Annotated in this window: 17 protein-coding genes and 1 pseudogene; 9 read left to right on the top strand and 9 right to left on the bottom strand. The window is 71.3% G+C overall.

Annotation, left to right across the window (positions count from 1 at the left end; genetic code table 11):
• Positions 1-149: 149 nt before the first annotated feature.
• Positions 150-1,622 (bottom strand): phytoene desaturase family protein, encoded by a 1,473-nt coding sequence (locus ABD736_RS00625; protein ID WP_344789804.1) that lies wholly within the window; start codon positions 1,620-1,622, stop codon positions 150-152.
• 78 nt (positions 1,623-1,700) lie between these two features.
• On the opposite strand from ABD736_RS00625, the gene ABD736_RS00620 reads away from it, so the two are divergent.
• Positions 1,701-3,149, top strand: a complete 1,449-nt coding sequence (locus ABD736_RS00620; RefSeq protein WP_344789803.1) for a lipase maturation factor family protein — start codon at positions 1,701-1,703, stop codon at positions 3,147-3,149.
• Positions 3,150-3,288: 139 nt separating this feature from the next.
• On the opposite strand, the gene ABD736_RS00615 is transcribed toward ABD736_RS00620, so the two are convergent.
• The 4 genes from ABD736_RS00615 to ABD736_RS00600 form a co-directional block, all read right to left on the bottom strand.
• A complete protein-coding gene (locus tag ABD736_RS00615; RefSeq protein WP_344789802.1) occupies positions 3,289-4,659 on the bottom strand; it encodes an HNH endonuclease signature motif containing protein in 1,371 nt (456 codons plus the stop codon).
• Positions 4,660-4,810: 151 nt separating this feature from the next.
• Positions 4,811-5,338: a hypothetical protein gene (locus ABD736_RS00610; protein WP_344789801.1), complete on the bottom strand. Its 528-nt coding sequence runs from the start codon at positions 5,336-5,338 to the stop codon at positions 4,811-4,813.
• 47 nt (positions 5,339-5,385) lie between these two features.
• On the bottom strand, positions 5,386-6,738 hold the full coding sequence (locus ABD736_RS00605) for a serine/threonine-protein kinase (protein ID WP_344789800.1): 1,353 nt from the start codon (positions 6,736-6,738) through the stop codon (positions 5,386-5,388).
• 134 nt (positions 6,739-6,872) lie between these two features.
• On the bottom strand, positions 6,873-7,256 hold the full coding sequence (locus ABD736_RS00600; RefSeq protein ID WP_344789799.1) for an iron chaperone: 384 nt from the start codon (positions 7,254-7,256) through the stop codon (positions 6,873-6,875).
• Positions 7,257-7,326: 70 nt separating this feature from the next.
• On the opposite strand from ABD736_RS00600, the gene ABD736_RS00595 reads away from it, so the two are divergent.
• Both ABD736_RS00595 and ABD736_RS00590 read left to right on the top strand, forming a co-directional pair.
• Entirely contained in the window at positions 7,327-8,259 is a 933-nt protein-coding gene (locus tag ABD736_RS00595) for a phosphodiesterase (RefSeq protein WP_344789798.1), read from the top strand.
• Between the two features lie 110 nt (positions 8,260-8,369).
• Positions 8,370-9,140: an alpha/beta fold hydrolase gene (locus ABD736_RS00590; protein WP_344789797.1), complete on the top strand. Its 771-nt coding sequence runs from the start codon at positions 8,370-8,372 to the stop codon at positions 9,138-9,140.
• A 90-nt stretch (positions 9,141-9,230) separates the two neighbouring features.
• Here the strand turns inward: ABD736_RS00590 and ABD736_RS00585 are convergent, their stop codons facing one another.
• The 4 genes and pseudogenes from ABD736_RS00585 to ABD736_RS00570 form a co-directional block, all read right to left on the bottom strand.
• Positions 9,231-10,211, bottom strand: a complete 981-nt coding sequence (locus tag ABD736_RS00585; protein ID WP_344792180.1) for an RNA polymerase sigma factor — start codon at positions 10,209-10,211, stop codon at positions 9,231-9,233.
• Positions 10,212-10,268: 57 nt separating this feature from the next.
• Positions 10,269-10,403: pseudogene (locus ABD736_RS00580) on the bottom strand (sigma factor); the annotation flags it as partial.
• A 45-nt stretch (positions 10,404-10,448) separates the two neighbouring features.
• Positions 10,449-10,793 carry a YciI family protein gene (locus tag ABD736_RS00575; protein ID WP_344789796.1) on the bottom strand — a complete coding sequence of 115 codons (345 nt, stop codon included), beginning with the start codon at positions 10,791-10,793 and terminating at the stop codon, positions 10,449-10,451.
• Between the two features lie 28 nt (positions 10,794-10,821).
• Entirely contained in the window at positions 10,822-11,187 is a 366-nt protein-coding gene (locus tag ABD736_RS00570; protein ID WP_344789795.1) for a YciI family protein, read from the bottom strand.
• A gap of 144 nt (positions 11,188-11,331) precedes the next feature.
• Here ABD736_RS00570 and ABD736_RS00565 point away from each other — a divergent pair, with 144 nt between their 5' ends.
• Genes ABD736_RS00565 through chrA form a run of 6 tightly spaced genes read left to right on the top strand, consistent with a single transcriptional unit; the run spans position 11,332 to position 17,509 of the window.
• The gene (locus ABD736_RS00565) at positions 11,332-12,114 is read left to right on the top strand and encodes a S1C family serine protease (RefSeq protein WP_344789794.1); all 783 of its coding nucleotides are present in this window, start codon (positions 11,332-11,334) and stop codon (positions 12,112-12,114) included.
• Between the two features lie 48 nt (positions 12,115-12,162).
• Positions 12,163-13,140 (top strand): AAA family ATPase, encoded by a 978-nt coding sequence (locus ABD736_RS00560; protein WP_344789793.1) that lies wholly within the window; start codon positions 12,163-12,165, stop codon positions 13,138-13,140.
• A gap of 2 nt (positions 13,141-13,142) precedes the next feature.
• Positions 13,143-14,147 carry a DUF58 domain-containing protein gene (locus ABD736_RS00555; RefSeq protein ID WP_344789792.1) on the top strand — a complete coding sequence of 335 codons (1,005 nt, stop codon included), beginning with the start codon at positions 13,143-13,145 and terminating at the stop codon, positions 14,145-14,147.
• A complete protein-coding gene (locus ABD736_RS00550; RefSeq protein WP_344789791.1) occupies positions 14,144-15,130 on the top strand; it encodes a VWA domain-containing protein in 987 nt (328 codons plus the stop codon). Before ABD736_RS00555 ends, ABD736_RS00550 begins: the two co-directional genes overlap by 4 nt.
• Before the next feature lies 1 nt (position 15,131).
• Positions 15,132-16,214, top strand: a complete 1,083-nt coding sequence (locus tag ABD736_RS00545) for a VWA domain-containing protein (RefSeq protein WP_344789790.1) — start codon at positions 15,132-15,134, stop codon at positions 16,212-16,214.
• Between the two features lie 35 nt (positions 16,215-16,249).
• On the top strand, positions 16,250-17,509 hold the full coding sequence (chrA, locus tag ABD736_RS00540; RefSeq protein WP_344789789.1) for a chromate efflux transporter: 1,260 nt from the start codon (positions 16,250-16,252) through the stop codon (positions 17,507-17,509).
• Position 17,510 lies beyond the last annotated feature (1 nt).

Genomic DNA, 17,510 nt, shown 5'->3' with positions numbered 1-17,510 from the left:
CCGGCGGCTCTCTTGGCCGCCGTCGTCTGCCTCCCAGGGGCTTAGCGCGACCCCCGTTCGGGGGCCTTAGGGCGCGCATGAACCAACAAGTTTACATCAGTAAAGGAGTTGCCGGAAATCGTCGGCGTGTTATTCCGGCTGATCGGGCCCTAAATCGGCTGCGTGGACAGCAGCGGATCGGAAGATGCAATGTGCAACTCCTTTACCGCGAGTCGCGCGGCCTGCCACCCCGACTGGCCGTGCACGCCGGGCCCCGGCGCGGTCGATCCGCCGCACAGATACACGCCCGGAAGAGGCGTGCGCCACGGCGACCGGCGCGGCAGGGGGCGCGCCACCAGCTGCAGCGTCGAGGTGGCCCCTGAGGCGATGTCGCCGCCGATGAAGTTCGGGTCCATCAACTCGAGCTCGCGCGCCGAGGTGGCGGTGCTCGCAAGCACGGTGTCGCGGAAGCCCGGGGCGAAGCGCTCAATCTCGGCGGTGATCGCCTCGGTGCGGTCGGCCTCGCTGCCAGCCGGCACGTGCGAGTAGGCCCACAGCACGTGCTTGCCCTCCGGTGCGCGCGTCGCGTCGATCACGGTGGGCTGGCTGAGGAGCAGATACGGATGCTCCGGCAGTCGCCCGCTCGCCACCTCGCCTTCCGACCGCGCGATGTCGGCGCGGGTTCCCCCCGCGTGGATCGTCACGGCATCGCGCAACTCTGCCGCAGCCCACGGCACGGGGTCGCTGAGCGCGAAGTCCACCTTGGCGATGCCGTCGCCGTAGCGGAAGGCGCGCATGGCAGCGAGGTACGGCGCGGGAAGTCGCTCCCCCGCGATCTTCGCGAAGGCGCGCGGCGTGATGTCCAGCAGCACCACGTCGGCGTCGGCCAGCTCCGCGATGTCTTCGATTTCGACCCCGGTCTCGACTCGCCCGCCGTGGGCGCGCAGGTCGTCGACCAACGCCTGCGTGATCGCCCCGCTGCCCCCGCGTGGCACCGGCCAGCCGCGGGCGTGGGCGAACGCCGCGAGCACGAGGCCGGGGGCGGCCGCACCCAGGGCCGGCAGCCGCTTGTTGGTGTGGGCGATCACGCCCGTGAGCAGCGCGGGCGCGGCATCCGTCATGAACGCCGTGTTCCACAGCTGCGAGCCCTGCTCGAGCCCGCGCAGGCCGAGGCGCAGTGCGACGACGAGGTGCGGCGGCGGCAGGAACGAGCCCCCGATGACCTCCGCGACGCGGTCGGCGTCTGCCGCCAGCGGCCAGAGCAGGCGGCGCCACGTCGAGGCATCCGGCCCCAGTCCCTTCGCCGTGCGCTCGAGGTCGCGCCACGCGAGCGCAGCGGTCGCGCCGCCCTTCTGCGCGGCGTCGCCGAGCGCGTGGCCGTACGACAGCTCGGGCGTCAGCAGCTCGACGCGCTGGTCGAGCCCGAAGCGCCGGAAGAACTCGGAGTGCACCGCCATCGGGTGCACCGCAGAGCCGACGTCGTGATGGAATCCCGACAGCGTGAGCTCGCGCGTCGCGGCTCCCCCGCCGATGTGCTCTGAGCGCTCGAACACCGTCACCGCGAGGCCCGCCCGCGCGAGGGTGACGGCGCCCGCGAGCCCGTTCGGCCCCGAGCCGACGACGATCGCGCGGCCGCTGGACATGCCCCCACCCTACGGTCGGCCCCGCCGCGGGTGAAGGGGTGTCATCGCGCGGCCGAGCGCGCTACGGTCGCCCCCGTCATGATCTTCAGCTGGCTGGGAACCGGGGACTACGACGTCGCGCGCGAGGTGCTGCAGCGCGGAGTCGCCGCCGTGTTCCTGATCGCCTTCCTCTCCGCGGCCGATCAGTTCCCGGCCTTGCTCGGCGAGCACGGCCTGCTTCCCGTGCCGCGTTTCCTGCAGCTCGCGTATGCGCGCAAGCAGCCCACTGTCTTTCGCTGGCATTACAGCGATCGGATGCTTCGCCTCATCGCGTGGGCAGGGGTCGCCGTCTCGGCGAGCCTCGTCGCCGGGCTGCCTCAGCGCATCGAGCCGTGGCTGACCACCGTGCTGTTCCTGCTGCTCTGGCTCGCCTACCTTTCGATCGTCAACGTCGGCCAGACGTTCTACGGATTCGGGTGGGAATCGCTGCTCTGTGAAGCCGGCTTCACGGTCGCCTGGCTGGGATCGTCAACGACCGCGACGCCGCTCACGACCCTGTTCCTCACCCGCTGGCTCGTGTTCCGGCTCGAGTTCGGTGCCGGAATGATCAAGATGCGCGGCGGACCGGAGTGGCGCGATCTGACCGCGCTGTACTACCACCACGAGACGCAGCCCATGCCCGGGCCGCTCAGCCGCCAGGCGCACCTGCTGCCGAAGTGGTTCCACCGCAGCGAGGTCGTCGGCAACCATTTCGCGCAGCTCGTCTGCCCGTTCTTCCTGTTCGCCCCGCAGCCGATCGCGTCGATCGCCGCCGCGGTGATGATCGTCACGCAGCTGTGGCTGATCGTGACGGGGAACTTCGCGTGGCTCAACTGGATCACGGTCGTTCTGCTGTTCTCGGGCATCAGCGACGGGGTTTGGCACACGGTGACCCCCTCGTGGGCGTGGCCCGTCGCCGCGCACACCGCGAGCACGGGCGGGATACCGCTCTGGTACGCGGTGCCGGTGCTGCTGGCATCCGCCCTGCTCGTGTATCTGTCATGGTGGCCGACTCGCAATCTGCTCGCGCGCCGCCAGCTGATGAATGCGAGCTTCAACCGCTGGCACCTGGTCAACGCGTACGGCGCGTTCGGAAGCGTGACGAAACGCCGCGACGAGATTGTCATCGAGGGCACGGATGACCCGGCCGGGCAATCCGGCTGGAGGGCATACGAATTCCACGGCAAGCCCGGCGACCCCGCTCGGGTGCCGCGGTGGTTCGCGCCGTACCACCTGCGACTCGACTGGCTGATGTGGTTCCTCGCGCTGGGCGCAGAGGGCGGCGGATGGTTCGACATGCTGCTCGTGCGCCTGTTGCAGGCCGATCGGCCGACGCTGCGGCTGTTGCGCGTCGACCCGTTCGCCGGTCGGCCGCCGGCTTTCGTGCGGGCGCGCGTGTACCGCTATCGCTTTGCGCCCCGCGCAGAGAAGCGCGAGACGGGGCTCGTGTGGATTCGCGAGGACCGCGGCCTGCTCGTGCCGCCGGTCGGCGCCCGCGCCGCGCGCTAAGCGGTCGCGCGGCGGACAGACTCGTGCCGAGCCGCAGCCGCACGTTCTCGCAGGCCACGGCTCAGGCGGCAGCCAGGCGATGACGCTTCATCGGACGCAGGCTGCCGCCCCGAGCGGAACTGCGTGTTCGATGGATGCCTTAAGCGGCTGTGGTGAGGTCGCGTTTCGGGGTGTGGACGGCTTTGACCCAGTCGGTGGCGTGGCTGCCGAAGACCCAGCGGATTTCCGGTGTCCCGTCCTCGCCCATGCGGAGTTGGTAGGGGCCGGTGTCGATGTCGTGGTGGTGGAACCAGCAGAGCAGGGTCAGGTTCAAAATGTCCGTCGGTCCGCCGTCGCGATCGGGTTGGATGTGGTGGACTTCGCACCATCGGGCGGGCATGGCGCAGCCGGGGATGATGCAGCCCTTGTCGCGCACGGCGAGGGCTTTGCGCTGCCAGGGCGTGGCGCATCGTTTCGTGTCGCCGAGGTTGAGGATCTTCCCCGCCTGATCGACCTGGACTTCCTGGTAGCCGCCGCTCTCGGCGATCCGCTTCGCCGTCTTCGCGCTGATGGGTTCGTCTTCGCCGTCGATGCGGGCCGCCCCGTGCCCTGAGTCGAAGTCCTCCTTCGGCACGACGACGAGGATCGTCGGGTGCGCCCCGCCCATGCTCGGTGTTTGTGGCGCCCGTGCGGCGGCGGTGAAGACGGCGTGCATGACATCTGCCCGTTTCTGATCCGGGGTGCGCATGTCCGTCGGCGGCTGCGTCTCGGTCGCCACGAGCATCGGCTTCTGGTCGCCGAGTTCGACCTCATCAGAAGAGTCACTGGTCGGGGTGAGGGCCACCGATGCGCCGGCTCTCGGGTTCACGTATGCGTCCAGTACGGCGCGGATGGCGGCGGCCTGCTCCACGGGCAGGGCGCCGGAGAACTTCACGAGGCCGTCTTTGGCGCGCCCGAGCCGGAAGAACCGTTTCTCGACCGCGGCTTTCTCCACCGGTTCCACCCCGTCGGGGTCGAGCACGAGCGCCCACGCCTGGGCGGCTTCGACGACCGCGGTCGCCGGCAGGACTTTCGACAGGTCCACGAGGTTCTCGCATGCCGCCTCCACGAGGGCGGTGTCGGCGCGCTCTGTGGCCGGCAGCAGCGGCTCGATGATCGCCGCCGCCTGCGCCCGGCCCAGCACACCCTCGTCGACCGCGGTCTCCAGCACGGGCAGCTTCGCAAGCCGGCGCGCCTCGGCCACCCGCTCGCGGGCGTCCTTCGCGGAGGTGCGGGTCACCGTCTCCAGCGCGCCCCAGGGCTTCTTCGCCCCGAGCTTGCGCGCCAGGGAGTCCTCAGCCAAAGTCTCGTCCGTGCGGTTGTCGACCTCGCGGGCGATCGCCAGTTGCATACCCTCGACCTGGCGGGCCAGATCCTCCACCGCCTGCGCGGCGCCGACCAGCTGGTCATCCGTCAAGACCGCGCACGCAAGCGGCGCGAACGGCGCGACAGCCTCAAGCGCCTCGCGCAGACCCCCGCCCACAGCAGCCACAGCTCGACCCCTCCCGGTCAAACTCCGAACACAGCACAGGCCGGGCCTGCGGTGCTCGTACTCTCATCCTCGTGGCGCGGGGACTTACGAATAGTGTAACACAGATTCGATGCCTTAGGAAGATTCTTCCAACGGCTCTCGAACCTGTGATCTATTCGATACTCAACCGGTCGGGCACCTCGAACTGCAACTGCGTCAACCACTTCGGGAACGCATCGGGCCATGGGCGGGCCGTCGGCAGGCTGCGCAGTTGACGCCGCACCTCACGCGACGACGCAGGCAGCGGAAGCACCCGCGTCGGCGCTTTGCTCGACAAAGCCCCGAACCACCAGTGCCGCCAGGTGCCTTCGACGGCCTCTGGGTCGAGCACCAGGTAGTAGTCCGGCAACTGAGCGCGGCCGGCTTGCAAGGCATCCGCCGCCACTTCTGCCTCGATCAGCAGGGTCTCAAGCGACACCTTGTCCTCATAGAACTCGACCCACGCTGCGGCGACGTGAGCGAGGGGGTCGGCGTCGCTCACCACGTACGACGCCTGCGAGCGTCTGATGCGCCGCGCGGCGTCGGCCTCGTCGCCCGCGACGGCGAAGGCGTCAACGTTGTGCAGAGCATTGAGCTCGTCGATCAGCTCGGTCGATCCACTCCCGACGAGGGCGACCACGGTTCCACTCGATGCGGCCATGCCTCAGCGTAAGCACGCAACGGCGAAGTGCGCCGGAACACGCGGGATCAGTGCTTTCCGTGTCCTTTTCCGTGGCCGTTCCCATGGCCGCGCGCGGGTGCCGGCGCACCGGCCTTCTCTTGAGGTCCGGCGCCGGTCTGCACAGAAGCCTGGCCGCCGCCGGCAGGCGGCGCCGCGGGCTGGACCGTCTTCGTGACGACCGGCTGCGGAAGGAAGCGCGTGACGGTCGGGGCCGGAGTCGACGACGGGGTGGATTCGGCTGGCGCACTGACGCTCGGGTGCTGGCCCGTCGTCAGCGCCAGCGCCAGCGCCCCGGCAGCCACGAGGGCGGTGGCCCCCGCTGCGGCGAGTGATCCGCGGCGGCGGCGTGCATCGACTGGGTCGCGGCTGCTCACGACACGGCCCGAAGCGGCGCTGGTGAAGCCCGTGGTTGCACCGGCGCCGGCCGCTCCAGCCATTCCGGCACCCCCGGCCACGCCGGTCGCCCCTTCCAGCGCCAGAGTCTGATCACTCATCGACAGAACCGCCGTCTCGGCATCCCCGGCGCCGCCGACCGCAACGCGCATCAACGCAGGCAGCCCGCTCACCTGTGCTGCGACGGTGGCCGCGCTCGGCCGCTCCCCCGGCGCGCGTGCTGTCATCCCCGCGAGCAACTCGCGCCAACCCTCGGGCAACTCGGTGGGGACGGCGGGGTCGCGTGTCATTCGCGCGACGGCCGTCTCGATCGCGCTGCCGGGGAAAGCCCGCGCGCCGGTGAGGGTCTCGAGTGCGACGAGCGCGAGGGCATACACGTCCGCCGCGGCTGTCACCTCTGCGCCGGCGACCTGCTCGGGGCTGAGATAGGCGGCGGTGCCGAGCACGGCGCCCGTTGCCGTGAGGTGCTCGTCGCCGATGAGCTGCGCGATGCCGAAGTCGACGAGCTTCAGCCTGCCGGTCGCGCCGTCGACCAGGATGTTCTCGGGCTTCAGGTCGCGATGCACGATGCCGCGCTCGTGCAGGTAGGCGAGCGCCGCGGACAGCTCGACGACCACGCGCTGCGCGAGTTCGGGGTCGGCCCCGATCCGATCGATGCGCCGACGAAGGGATTCCCCGTCGACGAGTTCCATCACCAGGAATCCCGGCTGCGGTGGCGCACCGTCACCGGCGCCGACGGCTCCGGCCGCCTCGGCCGCCGGCCAATCAGCGTCGAAAAGCGTCACCAGGTGCGGGTGGTTCGCGCCGGCGAGCAGGCGGATCTCGCGAAGCCGGCGTTCGCCATCCTCCGGCGAGCCGTCGCCCGTGGTGAAGACCTTGACGGCGACCTCGCGTTGAAGCCGCGTGTCCCAGGCGCGGAAGACAGTGGCCTTCGCACCGCGCCCGAGGGCGTCGCCGAGCTCGTAGCGATCGGCGATCAGTGTCATCCGGCTCCCTCAGCTCGTCAGGTGGGTCAGGCTCGTCAGGTGGGTCAGCTGTAAACCATACGAGCGCGCGGCTGAGCAGTCAGGGGCTGGCGGAATGACCGCAGATCTGATTACGGGGCCGCCAAGCACGCCGGTCAGCGGCGACTGACGGCCTCGTCGATCTGATCGCGGCGTGCGCGCACCAGTTCGTCGAACACGGCGAGGGGCAGCGGATGCCGCGTGGTGAAGTGCACCGACCCACTGGTGGTCTCGAGCTCGGGGTGCGCTCTGGCGACAGCCGAGACCGCCACGCCGCTGAAGGGGTACACCGAATAGCCCGCCTTCGTCGGCTGCAGGCTGACGAGCGCCTTTCCGCGGTAGGTCAGCGCCGGCATCCCATAGCTGCGGCCTTCTTCAAGCCCCTCGATGAGCTGGCGCGCCCGCTCGAAATACGGGCGCAGCACCTTGGCGCGCCCCTCATCGATCGAGGCCAGATAGTCCTCGACGTCGCGGCACCGCTCGGCAGCCGGCTCGGGCATGCGAACAGTGTGCACCTCAGCGCACCGCGCGCAACAGCTTCGGCAGGTCTCGATCCGCTACCGTCGTGGCGTGAACCCGCTCTGGCCCTCGCAGTATCCACGCCCGGAACAGCTGATCGTCCACCTCTCCGACACGCACTTCACCGCGGGCCGCGCGCCGATGTTCGGCATCGTCGACTCGGACGAGATCCTCGCGCAGGCGCTGCGGCAGCTCTCGGGCGCCGGCCTCTCCCCCAGCGCGATCGTGATCACCGGCGACATCGCCGACACCGGCGCCGACGACGCGTACGCCCGGGTACGCGCGGCGATCGAACCGGTCGCCGCCGAGCTCGGCGCCGAGCTCGTGTGGGTCATGGGCAACCACGACAACCGCGCCGCGTTCCGCAGCGGGCTGCTCGACGTCGAGGGCAGCGACGAGCCTTACGACCGGGTGATCGACCTCGACGGCCTGCGCCTCGTGGTGCTCGACTCGACGGTTCCCGGGTTCCACTACGGCGCCCTCGCCGACGAGCAGCTCAAGTGGCTGGCATCCGTTCTCGCCGAGCCCGCGCCGCGCGGCACGCTGCTCGCGCTGCATCACCCGCCCATCCCCTCGCCGCAGATCTTCGACGAGCTCATCGAGCTGCGCGATCAGGCGAAGCTGGAAGAGGTCGTCCGTGGCACCGATGTGCGCGGCATCCTCGCCGGTCACCTGCACTACTCGACCCACTCGACGTTCGCGGGCGTGCCCGTGTCGGTCGCGTCTGCCACCTGCTACACGAATGACCCGCTGCTGTCGCAGACGGGGCTGCGCGCGCAGGCGGGCGGGCACGCGTTCGACATCGTCCACGTGTATGGCGATCGGATGCTTCACACGACGATCCCCATCGGTGAGTGGCCCACCGTGTACGAGGTCACGGCCGAGCAGGCCGCGCAGATCTTCGCGCTGCCGGAAGAGCAGCAGCAGGAGCTCGCCCGGCGCTACGTCACGGTCGGTGAGCTTTCGGGGCCGGCGGAGCTGTAGCGCCTGTGCAGCACCCCAGCGACCGTTGCTTGCCGCCTGCTAAGCACTTCCTGCGGATGAACCAAGCGTTCTTCTAGCGGGAAAGTGAGGGCGAGTGTAACTTCCGCGGCATGACCAAACCCACCATCGTGCTCGTCCACGGAGCATGGGCCGACGCCTCCAGCTGGAACCCCGTCGCCACCGCCCTTCAGTCGCAGGGCTTCACCGTCCTCGCCCCGACCAACCAGCTGCGCGGCGTGCACAACGACGCGGACTACATCGCCTCGTATCTCGCGCAGCACACCCGCGGCCCGGTGGTGCTCGTCGGCCACTCCTACGGCGGCTTCGTGATCACCAATGCGGGCTCGCGCGGCGGCGATGTGAAGGCGCTCGTGTATGTCGACGCCTTCGTGCCCGACGAGGGCCAGTTCGTGTTCCAGCTTCTCGGCGGCTCCGGGTCGGCGTTCGACGTGCCCGATCCGAGCGCGGTGTTCGACATTCTCGGCTATCCGGGTGCCCCCGAGGGCGACGCGGAGGCGTTCCTCAAGCCCAGCACGGTGCACACCGCGTTCGCGCAGGACCTGCCCGAGGCCGACCGCTGGCTCATCGCCGCAGGCCAGCGCCCGATCACGCTGCAGGCCAACACGACGCCGTCCGGAGTGCCGGCGTGGAAGACCATTCCGAGCTGGGCCGTCGTCGGCACCGAAGACAAGGTCATCCCGCCGGCTGTTCAGCGCAGCATGGCCGAGAACGCCGGCGCGACGATCACCGAGGTCGCCGGCTCGCACGTCTCGATGATCAGCCACCCGCAGGTGACGATCGACGCGATTCTCGCGGCGTCCGCGTCGATCGAGGCAGCCGAGGCGTCGCCCGAGGCGACCGCGGCACCCGCCGCCGTCTGAGGCGTTGGCGCGCGGTTGCGCCACTGGCTTCCGCTATGCGCTCCTCGGATCCGAGGAGCGCACAGCGGATCCTGGTGGCGCAACCGGCCGTCAGCTCGAGCTGACCTCGCGCAGTCGCGCGGCGAGGAACGCCGCCTCGACGTCATTCGCGGTGAGCAGCAGCGCCTCCTGATAGGCCTCGGCCGCGGCATCCGTCTCGCCCAGCCTGCGCAGCAGGTCCGCGCGAGTCGCCGCGAGATACGGGTAGCTCGCGAGCGCGGGCACATCTGCAAGCTCGTCGACCGCGGCGAGTGCGACTCGCGGCCCCGCCGTGAAACTCAGCGCCACCGCCCGGTTGAGCGCGACGACCGGCGACGGCCATCGCTCGAGCAACAGGTCGTAGAGCGCCAGGATCTGCGGCCAATCCGTGGCCTCCCAGCTGGGCGCCTCGTCGTGCAGTGCCGCGATCGCCGCCATCAGACCGTAGCGGCCGAAAGACCGGGCGGCCCCCGCGGCCGGGCGCCGCAGCGCCGCCTCGACGAGCGCCTGGCCCTCGGCGATCTGCTCCTGGTTCCACAGACCGCGGTCTTGATCCTCGAGCAGCACCAGCGCACCGGACGCGTCGACCCGCGCCGCCCGCCGCGCGTCGCTGAGCAGCAGCAGCGCGAGCAGCCCGCTCACCTCGCCCTCATCAGGCAGCAGCTGCCGCAGCATCCGTGCGAGCGCGATGCCGCGCTCGGCGAGTTCCGGCCGGGTGAGCGCGTTGCCGGCGGCCGCGGTGTATCCGCTCGTGTAGACGAGATGGACGACATCGAGAACGGATGCCAGGCGCTCCGGCAACTCGTCCGGCGACGGCACCCGGTACGGGATCCCGGTGGCCACGATCTTCTTCTTCGCCCGTGTCAGGCGCGCCTGCATCGTCGTCTCGGTGACGAGCAGCGCGCGGGCGACCTCGGGTGTGGCCAGGCCGCAGACGAAGCGCAGCGTCAGGGCGATGCGCGCCTCTGCGGCGAGCGCGGGGTGACAGCACGTGAAGACGAGCCGCAGGCGGTCGTCGGGGAATCCTGCTGCGTCGGCAGCCTCCGGCAGCACGTCGACGGGGTCCGGCACGAGCAGCGGCAGCTTCCGCGCCGCCGTCGCCGCCCGCCGGCGCCCCTCGAGTGCGCGCCGCGTCGCGACCGTCGTGAGCCACGCTCCGGGCTTCCCGGGGACCCCGTCGCGTTCCCAGTGCTCGAGTGCCCGGGCGTAGGCGTCTTGCACGCAGTCCTCCGCTGCATCCAGATCGCCGGCGACGCGCGCGCCGCTTCGGCCCCGGCATCCGTCATGGCATCAGCCCAGGTCGACGAGCGGCCTCAGCTCGACGAACCCGCCCGGCGCCGGCACGTGCTTGGCGATCTCGAGCGCCGTCGCCTCGTCATCGGCCTCGATGACGTAGTAGCCGCCGAGCGCTTCCTTGGTCTCTCCGAAGGCGCCGTCGGTCACGGTGTACTCGTCGCCGGTCGTCCTGATCAACTTGGCGGTGGAGTTCGGCTTCAGCTGCCCGCTGCCGACCAGGTGTCGGCCGTATTCCTCGTGGAAGCGGCCGTACTCGCTGAGGATCGCGCTCGTCGTCGCCTCGTCGCTGTTCAACCAGACATCCTCGTCGCCGAAGATGAGCGCCACATATTTCGCCACTTTCATTCCCCTCTGCCGGCGCCGTCTTCTAGTGCTCGATCGTGAGGTCGTCGGCGGGCTCGCGCTGCGGCCAGACCTCGATCGCGCCGTAGAGGCTCGGCACCTGCTTGGCGAGCGCGAGCGCCTGGTCGTAGTCGGGCGCCTCAATAACGTAGTAGCCGCCGAGCACTTCCTTCGTCTCAAGGAAGGTACCGTCGGTGACCGTCGCGCCGCCCTCGGTGTGGCGGATCGTCGTCGCCGTGTCGCTCGTCGTGAGCTGCGCGCCGCCGACGATCGCGCCCCTGTGGTTCGCGATGAACGCGACGTGCTTCTCGTGCATATCGGCCATGACCTCACGCGGCGTCTCGGCGAATCGCTTCTCGTCGTCGTAGATCAGCACCAGGTACTTGCCCATCTCGGTCTCTCTTCTGCTTGCGTCCCGATCGCTTTTCTTTCGGGATCTTCACTACACCGATGCACGAGCGGGCGTGAGATCGACAGACCGACGGATTTTCATCGATTTACCCCATTCCTAGGCGGGCGCGCCTACCGTGTGCTCATGGCGGGCCGTCGCGCTCTGCGTCGTCTGATCTCGGGCCCCCGCGCGACACTGACGGTCGCCGGGGCACTCATCGCCGTCCTCGTCCTCGTCATCGGCGTTCTGGCGTTCCGCCTCGGCGGCGCGACCGCCGGCGCCGAGCCGCCGCACACCCCGACGCCGACGCCGTCTGCCACCGCCCCGACGGTCGCGCAGCTGTACCGCCTCGCCGGCCCCTCGGTCGTCGTGGTCGAGACCGCGAAGGGCGAGCTGGGCACCGGGGTCGTCGCCACGAAGACCGGCCTCATCCTCACGGCGAACCACGTCGTGGCGGGCGGCGGGGCGATCACGGTCACCTTCTCCGACGGCACCTTCGCCACGGCATCCGTCACCGCATCCGACCCCGCCAACGACATCGCAACACTCAGCCCCAGCAGCCCGCCCATGCCGCTCGTGCCCGCGACGCTCGGCGGCGACACCACGGTCGGCGCACCCGTCGTCGCGATCGGCAATCCGCTCGGGCTGTCGTACAGCGTCTCATCGGGCATCGTCTCGGGCCTCGACCGCAAGGCCGACACCGACCAGGGCTCGTTCTCGGGGCTCATCCAGTTCGATGCGAGCGTCAATCCCGGCAGCTCGGGCGGCCCGCTGCTCGACCAGCGCGGCGACGTCATCGGCATCGTCGTCTCGATCGCCGACCCCGGCCACGACGGCGCGTGGGCGGGCGTCGGGTTCGCGGTGCCGATCGGCGTCGCGCTCGGGGGCAACGAGGACGGCGAGGGCCTGCAGGGCCCGCAGATCTGACCACGCGGTGTGAGCGATACGGATGCCTGAACCGAAAGGACCACGACAGTGACAGACCTTCCCGCGCACCCCCTCGAGCACGTGCTGTTCGAGGTCAAGCGCACCATCGTCGGCCAGGACGTGCTGCTCGAGCGCATGGCCGTCGCGCTGCTCGCCGGCGGGCATCTGCTCGTCGAGGGCGTGCCCGGCCTCGCGAAGACGCTCGCGGTGAAGTCCCTCGCCGCGGCGATCGGCGGCCAGTTCCAACGCGTGCAGTTCACACCGGACCTCGTGCCGGCCGACCTCGTCGGCACCCGGGTCTATCACCAGCACACCGGCGAGTTCGAGACCGTGCTCGGCCCGGTGTTCGCGAACCTGCTGCTCGCCGATGAGATCAACCGCGCGCCCGCGAAGGTGCAGTCGGCCCTGCTCGAGGTGATGCAGGAGCACCAGGTGACGATCGGCCGCGAGACCTTCCGCGTACCCGAGCCGTTCCTCGTGATGGCGACCGAGAACCCCATCGAGTCGGAGGGCACCTATCCGCTGCCGGAGGCGCAGGTCGACCGCTTCATGATGAAGGTCGTGATCGGCTACCCGACGCCGCACGAGGAGCACGCGATCGTCGAGCGCTCGCTGCAGCCGGCCCCGCTCACGCAGGCGATGCTCACGCCGGAACGGCTGATCGAGCTGCGCGCGCACGTCGACCGGGTCTACGTCGACCCGGCGATCACCGACTACGCGGTGAGGCTGGTCGCCGCGACGCGATCACCGGGGCTCGTCGGCCTCGGCGAGCTCGAGCGCTACGTGTCCTACGGCGCGAGCCCCCGGGCATCCATCGCGCTCGTCCTGGGCGGGCGCGCGCTCGCCTTCCTGCGGGGGCGCGGCTACGTCCTTCCGCAGGACCTCGCCGAGCTCGCCCTCGACGTGCTGCGGCACCGCGTCGTGCTGAGCTATGAGGCGCTCGCCGACGATCTCGACGCCGACGCGGTCGTCTCGCGGGTGCTGGGCGCCGTGCCTGCGCCCGAGGTGGTCCTGCAGAGCAGGTAGTCATGACCACCGCGACCGAGAAGCTGCTGCTGCGCCTGGAGTGGCGGGTGATCCGCCGGCTCGAGGGCCGCATTCAGGGCGGCTACCGCACGGTGCACCGCGGCACCGGCATCGACTTCGCGGGCCTGCGTGCGTATGTGCCCGGCGACGACGCCCGGCACATGGACTGGAATGTGACCGCCCGCCTCGGCGAGCCGCACGTGCGCGTCTTCAACGAGGACCGCGATCTCACCGCGTGGCTCGTGCTCGACCGGTCGGCGTCACTCGGCACGGGCACGCGCGGCGCAGATGGCCGCGGTATGGACGACACGCTCGCCGAGCTCGCCCTCGCCCTCGCGCGGCTCTTCGGCCGCGGCGGCAATCGCGTCGGCGCGCTGCTCTATGACGAGGGGGCGACGCGGGTCGTGCCGCCTGGAACCGGCCGAGCCCACGCGCTGCGCATCGGCGGCGAGCTGGCGCGCAGTGCGGCGGGCGGTCTGAAGCCGAGCGCGGCTCGGGGCGCGGTCGCGGGTCCTGCTTCGCGCCCCGGGTCCGCAGCGCGGAAGCGGGCGACACGCCCCGGCGCCACCACCGACCTCGCCGCGATGCTCGACCGCGTGGCGGGGCTGGCGCGGCGGCGCAGCCTCATCGTCGTCGTCTCGGACTTCATCGGCACGGGCGACTGGCCGCACGCGCTGCTGCGGCTGACGCAGCGCCACGAGGTCGTGGCGCTGAGGGTGACGGATGCCGCGGCCGGGGAGCTGCCCGAGGCCGGGCTGGTCATCGTCGAAGACGCTGAGACCGGTGAGCAGCTCGTGGTCGACACAGCCGACCCGGTGTTCCGCGCCGGCTACCGGGCAGGCCTCGACCGGCACGAATCCGAGGTCGTCTCGGGCATGCGGCGCGCCGGCGTCACGCTGCATCGGGTCGGCGCCGAGCGCGAGCTCGACCGCGTGCTCGTCGAGCTCGTGGCGGCCACCCATCACCCAGCCCGGGCAAGCACAGTCGCTACCGCGAGGCTGCCATGACACTCGCCTCTCCCCCGCTGCTCGTCCTCGGCGCCGTCGTCGTCGCGGCGCTCGCCGTGGTCGCCTGGGTCTACGGCCGTCGCCGCGCGGCGGCGCTGGCGCGACTCGGGGTGGCGACACCCCGCCCGGGGCGGCGCGGCACCGGCATCCGCACCACCGGCATCTGGCTCACGATCTCGGGGGTCGCCCTGCTCGCGGTGGGCGCGGCGGGGCCGGCGGCATCCGTCCCCACGCCGCGCGCATCCGGCACCGTGATCCTCGCGATGGACGTGTCGCAGTCGATGATCGCCGACGACGTCAAGCCGAGCCGCATCGCCGCGGCCAAGAAGGCGGCGAAGCAGTTCATCGCCGCGCAGCCGAGCTCGGTCGACATCGGCGTCGTGGCGTTCGAGCAGGGCGCCCTGGTGACCTCTCGACCGAGCGGCGACCACACCCGGGCCGAGAGCGCGATCGACGGATTGACGGTGTCGGGCGGCACCTCTCTCAGCGCCGCGATCATCGGGTCGCTCGGCGTGATCACGGGCAAGACGCCGACGGTCGGAAAGAACGGCGAGCTGCCGCAGCTCGGCTGGTGGGGCAGCGCCACGATCGTGCTATTCAGCGACGGGCAGAACATGGGCGCGGGTGGGGGCTCCGGCGGCGCCGATGTCGACGCCGCAGCGCAGCTGGCCGAGCAATCCGGCGTGCACATCGACACGGTCGGGGTCGGCACCGAGCAGGGCACGACGGTCGAGGCCGACGGCTACCGCGTCGAGACGGCCCTCGACGCCGACGCCCTGAAGGCGATCTCGCAGACGACGGGCGGAAGCTACCACCCGGCGTCCGACGCGCAGCAGCTCGGCAGCGTCGCCGGGTCGATCGACCTGCGGCTCACGATCGTGCACGAGCCGCTGCCCCTCGCCGCCGCGTTCATCGCGGTCGCCCTCGCGTTGCTGCTCGCCGGCGCCATGCTGACCGTCGCCGGCACTGGGCGGGTGGTGTGACATGACGTTCACCTGGCCATGGGCGCTGCTCGCGCTGCTGCTGCTCCCCGCGATCCTGCTGCTCGCGTGGTGGCTGCGTCGGCGTCGCAAGCGGGCAGCGGTGCAGGTCGCGTCGATCGCGCTGGTGCGCGCGGCGCTGCCGCAGCGCGGCGGCTGGGTGAGACGGATTCCTGCCCTGCTGCTGCTCACGGGGGTCGGAGTTCTCGCCGTCGGGGCGGCGCGGCCGCAGGCATCCGTTCACGTCCCCTCGCGCTCGTCGACGATCATGCTCGCGCTCGACGTGTCGGGCTCGATGTGCTCGACCGACGTCGAGCCGAATCGCATCACGGCGGCCGAGAAGCAGGCCACGTCGTTCGTCGAGTCGCTGCGGGGCGGACCGAAGGTGGGGCTCGTGACTTTCGCCGGCACCGCGGGCGCGCTGGTGCCGCCCACCGACGACACCGACGAGCTCACGAAGGCGCTCACGGGGCTCACGACCTCGCGCGGCACGGCGATCGGACAGGCGATCATCACCTCGCTCGACGAGATCTCGAAGGTCGACCCCTCGGTGCCGCCGACCGGCGTCAACGTCGCGCCCCCGCCGTCGCCGCCGTCGCCGAACGGCGGCGGGTTCGCCCCCGACGCCATCGTGCTGCTGACCGACGGCGCGAACACGCAGGGCGCCGACCCGCAGCTCGCCGCGCGTCTCGCGGCCGGCCGCCACGTGCGCGTGTTCACGATCGGGTTCGGCACCACGAGCCCCGCGCCGCTCGTCTGCCCCGGCGACCAGCTGAACGACGGCTTCGGCGGCGGCGGGTTCGGCGGCGGTGCGTTCGGCGGCCCCGGCGGCGGCTTCGACGGGCGCGGCGGCCCGCTGCAGATCGACGAGGACGCTCTGCAGCAGATCGCGAAGGCGACCGGCGGCACCTACCACCGCGCCGAGAGCGCGAACGAGCTGAAGAGCGCGCTCAGCTCGCTGCCCAGCAAGCTCAGCCTCGTGAAGGAGCAGGTCGATCTCGCCTCGTGGTTCGCCGCGGGCGGCGGCCTGCTGGTGGCGGTCGCGGTTGGTCTGTCACTGTGGCTGGGCCGCGTGCGCCGCAGCTGACGCGCCGCGTCACCGGCCCCTGCTACGTTCCCTCCGTGCCTTCCGACACGCCGGCCGCACCGCCGCCACCGACGCCGCCCGCACCGCGCGCCCACCCCGGCACCGCCGTCGAGGTCTTCCGCGTGTTCCTGCGCCTCGGCCTGACCTCGTTCGGCGGCCCGGTCGCGCACCTCGGCTACTTCCGCGACGCGTTCGTCGTGCGCCGCCGCTGGTTCTCCGAGAAGGCGTACGCCGACCTCGTCGCCCTCTGCCAGTTCCTGCCCGGCCCCGCGAGCAGCCAGGTCGGCATGGCGATCGGCCTGCAGCGCGCCGGGTTCCTCGGCCTGCTCGCCGCCTGGTGCGCCTTCACCCTGCCCTCCGCCATCCTGCTCACGGCCTTCGCGTTCGGCGTCACCGCGCTCGGCGACGTGGCCGGCACGGGCTGGTTGCAGGGCCTCAAGGCCGCTGCCGTCGCCGTCGTCGCGCAGGCCGTGCTCGGCATGGCCCGCACCCTGGCCCCCGACGTCGCGCGCGCCACCATCGCCGTCGGCGCCATGATCGCCGCGCTCCTCATTCCCAGCTCGCTCGGCCAGGTGATCGTGATCGCCGCGAGCGCGGTGGCCGGCCTGCTCTGGCTGGTCGCGCCCGAGGCGAGGACGAGCATCGATGAGACGGATGCCTTCGCCGTCCGCGTCCCGCGCGGGGTGGCGATCGCCGCCCTCGCCGCTTTCTTCGCGCTCTTGGCGGCGCTACCGCTCGCCTACGCCGCCACCCACGACGGCGGCATCCGGCTCGTCGACATCTTCTATCGCGCGGGCGCGCTCGTCTTCGGCGGCGGCCACGTGGTGCTGCCGCTGCTGCAGGCCGGCACCGTGCCGACCGGGCTCGTCAGCCACACGGACTTCCTGGCCGGCTACGGGGCGGCCCAGGCCGTGCCCGGGCCGCTGTTCACCTTCTCGGCCTTCCTCGGCGCCGTCACGACCTCGGGCCCGAGCGGCCTCGTGGGCGCGGCGATCGCCCTCATCGCGATCTTCCTCCCGGCGTTCCTGCTGGTCGTCGGCGCGCTGCCCTTCTGGGACACGCTGCGCGGCGCCCCGCGCGTGCGCCGTGCCCTCATGGGAGTGGGTGCGGGCGTGGTCGGCATCCTCGCCGCCGCGCTGTACACCCCCGTGTTCACCTCGGGTGTCGCCGGCGCCGGCCACCCGGCGCTCGCCCTGGCGGTCGCGGCGGCCGCGTTCCTCGCCCTGCAGTTCTGGAAGGCGCCGCCGTGGGCCGTCGTCATCGCCGCGGGGGTGATCGGCTTCCTCATCCTCTGAT

The sequence above is a fragment of the Gryllotalpicola daejeonensis genome (assembly GCF_039538145.1).
Classification (GTDB): Bacteria; Actinomycetota; Actinomycetes; order Actinomycetales; family Microbacteriaceae; genus Gryllotalpicola; species Gryllotalpicola daejeonensis.
Note: the sequence above shows the minus strand (reverse complement) of the source record. Positions and strands in the feature narration are given on the sequence as shown.

Bases quoted from the DNA above. Each gene is read 5' to 3' on its own strand.
- ABD736_RS00625 (WP_344789804.1), bottom strand. From the start codon at position 1,622: ATGTCCAGCGGCCGCGCGATCGTCGTCGGCTCGGGGCCGAACGGGCTC.
- ABD736_RS00620 (WP_344789803.1), top strand. From the start codon at position 1,701: ATGATCTTCAGCTGGCTGGGAACCGGGGACTACGACGTCGCGCGCGAG.
- ABD736_RS00610 (WP_344789801.1), bottom strand. From the start codon at position 5,338: ATGGCCGCATCGAGTGGAACCGTGGTCGCCCTCGTCGGGAGTGGATCG.
- ABD736_RS00605 (WP_344789800.1), bottom strand. From the start codon at position 6,738: ATGACACTGATCGCCGATCGCTACGAGCTCGGCGACGCCCTCGGGCGC.
- ABD736_RS00600 (WP_344789799.1), bottom strand. From the start codon at position 7,256: ATGCCCGAGCCGGCTGCCGAGCGGTGCCGCGACGTCGAGGACTATCTG.
- ABD736_RS00590 (WP_344789797.1), top strand. From the start codon at position 8,370: ATGACCAAACCCACCATCGTGCTCGTCCACGGAGCATGGGCCGACGCC.
- ABD736_RS00570 (WP_344789795.1), bottom strand. From the start codon at position 11,187: ATGGGCAAGTACCTGGTGCTGATCTACGACGACGAGAAGCGATTCGCC.
- ABD736_RS00565 (WP_344789794.1), top strand. From the start codon at position 11,332: ATGGCGGGCCGTCGCGCTCTGCGTCGTCTGATCTCGGGCCCCCGCGCG.
- ABD736_RS00555 (WP_344789792.1), top strand. From the start codon at position 13,143: ATGACCACCGCGACCGAGAAGCTGCTGCTGCGCCTGGAGTGGCGGGTG.
- ABD736_RS00550 (WP_344789791.1), top strand. From the start codon at position 14,144: ATGACACTCGCCTCTCCCCCGCTGCTCGTCCTCGGCGCCGTCGTCGTC.
- ABD736_RS00545 (WP_344789790.1), top strand. From the start codon at position 15,132: ATGACGTTCACCTGGCCATGGGCGCTGCTCGCGCTGCTGCTGCTCCCC.